Below are 4,573 nucleotides of genomic sequence, written 5' to 3' on the forward strand. Positions count from 1 at the left end.
CCGACGCGGTGAGCCGGGCGGCGCTGGACCGGGAAGCGCAGTCGGCCACCGGGCTCCCCGGCGGCATCGCCATCCCGCACTGCCGCGCGGCCGCCGTCACCACCGCGTCCCTGGCCTTCGCCCGCCTCTCCCCCGGCGTCGACTTCGGCGCCCCCGACGGCCCCGCCGACCTGGTGTTCCTGATCGCCGCGCCCGAGGGAGCGGGCGCCGAGCACATGAAACTGCTGTCGTCGCTGGCCCGCGCCCTCGTCCGCCCGGCCTTCGTCGCCGACCTGCGAGCAGCCGCGACACCCGCCGACATCGTCGCCCTGGTCGACGGTGTCATCAACCCACCGCCCGCCCCGGCACCGGGCACCACCATCGCGACGGGCGCCACCGCGCCACAGACACCCGATGCCCGTAACTCCACCAGTGGCTCCCCGGCCGCGAGCACCGCCCCTGGCACTGCCACCGCAGCCGGCACAGGCGCACCGGCCGCCGAAACATCCTCGGCCACAGCCATCGCCGCTCCGACGGGCGAATCGGTCTCGGCCGCAACGACTGGCACTGCGACCGCCGGAACAGTCGGCGCCGCACAGACTTCCGCCGGGAGCGCGGCCGAGGGGGCGCGGCCGAGGATCGTCGCGGTCACCGCCTGTCCGACCGGCATCGCCCACACCTACATGGCCGCCGACTCCCTCGTCTCCGCGGGCGAGCGCGCCGGGGTCGATGTGGCCGTGGAGACCCAGGGCTCCAGCGGCGGCGACAAGCTGGATCCCGCCACCATCGCCGCGGCCGACGCGGTCATCTTCGCGACCGACGTGGGCGTGAAGGATCGAGGCAGGTTCGCGGGCAAGCCGGTCGTCGAGTCCGGCGTCAAGCGGGCCATCAACGAACCGGACACGATGATCGCGGAGGCGGTGGCGGCGAGCGCCACGCCGGGCGCGGCCACGGTCGGCGGGTCGGCACCGGCACCGGCGGCCGCGGCGGCCAAGGGGATCGGCTGGGGTACCCGGCTGCGGCAGATCCTGCTCACCGGCGTCAGCTACATGATCCCGTTCGTCGCGGCGGGCGGTCTGCTGATCGCGCTGAGCTTCCTGCTCGGCGGGTACGAGATCTCCGACAGCGCGAAGGACATCGTGCTGAACAACTCGATCACCGACCTGCCCGACGGCGGCCTGGCCACCTATTTCGGCGCGGTCCTGTTCCAGATCGGCGCACTCGCCTTCGGCTTCCTGGTGCCCGCGCTGGCCGGCTACATCGCCTTCGCGATCGCCGACCGGCCCGGGCTCGCACCGGGTTTCACCGCGGGCGCCATCGCGGTGTTCGTCGGGGCCGGGTTCCTCGGTGGTCTGGTCGGCGGTCTGGTCGCCGGTTTCGCGGCCCTGTGGGTCGGCAAGCTGCCGGTACCGACGTGGGCGCGCGGCCTGATGCCCGTGGTCGTGATCCCGCTGCTCGCCTCGCTGATCGTCGGCGTCGCGATGTTCGTCCTGCTCGGCAAGCCGCTGGCCGCCGTGACCAACGGACTCACCGACTGGCTCAACGGCCTGTCCGGCACCTCGGCGATCGCGCTCGGTGTCATCCTGGGCGTGATGATGTGCTTCGACCTCGGTGGGCCCGTCAACAAGGCGGCCTATTCCTTCGCGGCCGCGGGCCTGTCGGTGACCGACACCGCGACGCTGCGGATCATGGCCGCGGTCATGGCGGCGGGCATGGTCCCGCCGCTGGCGATGGCGCTGTCGACCACCGTGCGCCCGCGCCTCTACACCGAAGCCGAGCGGGAGAACGGCAAGGCCGCCTGGCTGCTGGGCGCCTCGTTCATCTCCGAGGGCGCGATCCCGTTCGCCGCGGCCGACCCGCTGCGCGTGCTGCCCTCGATGATGCTCGGCGGCGCGGTCACCGGCGGCCTGGTGATGGCGACCGGGGTGACGCTGAGCGCACCGCACGGCGGCATCTTCGTGTTCTTCGCGATCGGGCACCTGGCCTGGTTCGTGCTCGCGCTGCTGGCGGGCACCGTGGTCGCCGCGCTCAGCGTCACCCTCGCCAAGGAGTTCACCCGCAAGCAGTCCGTGTCCCCCGTCCTCACCACCGCGTAACCCGTTCACCCACAAGGAGATATCCCATGGCCAGCACCACCGTCACCGTCGGCTCCTCGGTCGGCCTGCACGCCCGTCCCGCCGCCCTGATCGCCGAAGCGGTCGGCGCGGCCGGGGTTCCGGTCACCCTCGCGCTGGTCGGCGGCGACCCGGTCGACGCGGGTTCGGCGCTGATGATCATGACCCTCGGCGCGGGCCAGGGCGCCGAAGTGGTGATCACCAGCGACGACCAGCCGACCCTGGACAAGATCGCCGAGATGGTCGCCAGCGACCTCGACGCCTGACCGTCCGGCAGCCGCGGGGGCNCGACGACCAGCCGACCCTGGACAAGATCGCCGAGATGGTCGCCAGCGACCTCGACGCCTGACCGTCCGGCAGCCGCGCGGCCACCCGTCGACCGGGTGGCCGCGCCGCGTTCGGCAGCCGCCGCCGACAGGCGTACCGGCGTTACTCCCGGGTACATTCGAGGAGCTCGTACTTCGGTTCTCTCGAAAGGCCCTCTGCCCTATGGGTACTCGCTGGCTGCGTCGCCTGTCCCCCGCCCCGGGCGCGGAATCCCGGAAGCTGGTCTGCTTTCCGCACGCCGGCGGTTCCGCCCTCGCGTACGGGCCGCTGGCCAAGTCGCTCGGCACGGACTACGACGTGCTCGCCGTGCAGTACCCCGGTCGCCAGGACCGGCGGCAGGAACCGCTCGTCGACAGCATCTCGGGCCTGGTCGACGGGTTGGCGCCCGAGCTGATCGAAGCCGTCGACGGCGACGAGAACTTCTTCGTCTTCGGCCACAGCATGGGTTCGGTGGTCGCGTTCGAGGCATGCCGTCGGCTGGAGCGGGCGGGCGCGACCGCGCGCGTGCTGTTCGCCTCCGGTCGCCGCGCCCCCTCGGCTCCGCAGCCGGGAACCGTGCATCTGCTGGGCGATCGGGAACTGGCCGCCCAGCTGCTGGACTTCGGCGGCACCCCGCCTGCCTTGCTCGCCGATCCCGAGTTCCGCCGGTTGATCCTGTCGATCACGCGCAACGACTACCGCGCCATCGAGACCTACACGTGCCCGCCCGAGACCACCGTCGCGAGCCCGATCGTCGCGCTCGCGGGCGTGAGCGACGCCGACGCGCAGCTCGCCGACATCCAGGCGTGGGGTACCCACACCACGGGCGACTTCGTCGCGACGACCTTTCCCGGCGGCCACTTCTACCTCGACGCGAATCTCGACGGCATCGGCCGCCTGATCCGCGAGCACAGCGCCCGCGCATTGTCGCGGTAGCCGCGTGGCCGGGTGCGCCGCTCGCCCCCCCGGCCACGCGGTTCAGGACCCCAGCCAGTCCTCGATGGCGGCGGCGGTATCGGCGGACCCGCTCTCCAGGACTGTGAAGTGGTCGGCCTCGACCGGCACCACCGTGTGCGCCGGATCCCAGGCCCTGGCCTGCCAGTCCGGCCGCTCCGCCGTGCTCGCCAGGAACGACTGCGCGCACTGGATGAGCAGGGCCGGGGTGGCGACCGTTCCAGGCACCATCTCCTGCATCAGCTGGACGTACCAGCCCATACCGGAGAGCCGGGCACTGTCGAATCGGCCGAACTCGGCCTCCCGCGACACCATGTGCTCGGCCATCTCCCGCAGCAGCCATTCGCCACCGTCGTGCACCCGGTAGGTGTCGATCATCGCGACGCCCTCGGGCACCGGACCCTGCGCCGCCTCCAGGTACTCGGTCACGAGGTAGGCCAGCAGCCCACCCGAGGAGTACCCGAGCAGGACGAACGGCTCGCCCTGCGCCGCGTCGAGGACACCGCAGGCCAGCGTCTCCAGTGCCGCCTCCGGGGTCGCGGGCAGGGGCTCGTCGGCCGCGAAGCCGATCGGCGGCAGCACCACGACCTCGCGACCGGCCCGCAATTGCGCGGTGACCCTGGCGTACTGGTGCGCGCCGCCGGTGGCCAGCGGCGGGTTGATGCAGATGATCCGCGGAAGATCCGAACCCGCCGCCAGCCGGGTCGGCGCCGGGAGTTCGTCCAGGTCCGCCGCCGAGGCGAACCGCTCCCGCAGCTGCGCGGCGACCCGCAGCAGGGCGAAGCCGGTGCGGGCCCGACCGCCCTGCACCGCGCCACGGAACATCCCGTACAGCGATTCGTCGGTGCCCGATCGCTGCCCCGGCTGCGCGACCGCGGCCAGTTCCGCGCGCAGGAAGCGGGCCAGCCCCGCCGGTGTCTTCTGGTCGAAGATCGCGGCGGTCGGCAGCGTCAGCCCGGTGGAAGCGTTGAGGGTGGTGCGCAGTTCCATCGCGGCCAGCGAGTCGAAGCCGGACTCGAGGAAGTCCCGCTCGGCGTCGAGCGCGTCGGCGCTCTCGTGCCCGAGCAGTCGGGCGGCGGTCTCGAGAATGTGCTTCTGGAGCCACTGTTCCTGCTCGGCCTCGGACAGGTGCGCCAGCTGTGCGCGCACCGCGCCCGCGTCGGGTGCGCCGCCGCTGGGCCTGCGCCCGGCCCGCCGGACCAGGTCGCCGAGCACCGGCG

At 72.9% G+C, this 4,573-nt stretch carries 4 protein-coding genes; 3 read left to right on the top strand and 1 reads right to left on the bottom strand.

The features are described from left to right. Positions 1-8 precede the first annotated feature (8 nt). The 3 genes from V8688_RS31370 (at position 9) to V8688_RS31380 (ending at position 3,335) form a co-directional block, all read left to right on the top strand. Positions 9-2,075, top strand: a complete 2,067-nt coding sequence (locus V8688_RS31370; protein WP_342802328.1) for a fructose-specific PTS transporter subunit EIIC — start codon at positions 9-11, stop codon at positions 2,073-2,075. A gap of 26 nt (positions 2,076-2,101) precedes the next feature. After that, a complete protein-coding gene (locus tag V8688_RS31375; protein WP_218721954.1) occupies positions 2,102-2,359 on the top strand; it encodes an HPr family phosphocarrier protein in 258 nt (85 codons plus the stop codon). Positions 2,360-2,582: 223 nt separating this feature from the next. After that, entirely contained in the window at positions 2,583-3,335 is a 753-nt protein-coding gene (locus V8688_RS31380) for an alpha/beta fold hydrolase (RefSeq protein WP_316575827.1), read from the top strand. A gap of 42 nt (positions 3,336-3,377) precedes the next feature. Here the strand turns inward: V8688_RS31380 and V8688_RS31385 are convergent. Next, the coding region (locus tag V8688_RS31385; protein ID WP_342802327.1) for a thioesterase domain-containing protein at positions 3,378-4,573 on the bottom strand (1,196 nt) is incomplete at its 5' end.

Source organism: Nocardia sp. No.11, assembly GCF_038752175.1.
GTDB lineage: Bacteria > Actinomycetota > Actinomycetes > Mycobacteriales > Mycobacteriaceae > Nocardia > Nocardia canadensis.

What these genes read in the sequence shown, in the direction of transcription:
- V8688_RS31375 (WP_218721954.1), top strand. Translation starts at nt 2,102, where the DNA reads ATGGCCAGCACCACCGTCACCGTCGGCTCCTCGGTCGGCCTGCACGCC.
- V8688_RS31380 (WP_316575827.1), top strand. Translation starts at nt 2,583, where the DNA reads ATGGGTACTCGCTGGCTGCGTCGCCTGTCCCCCGCCCCGGGCGCGGAA.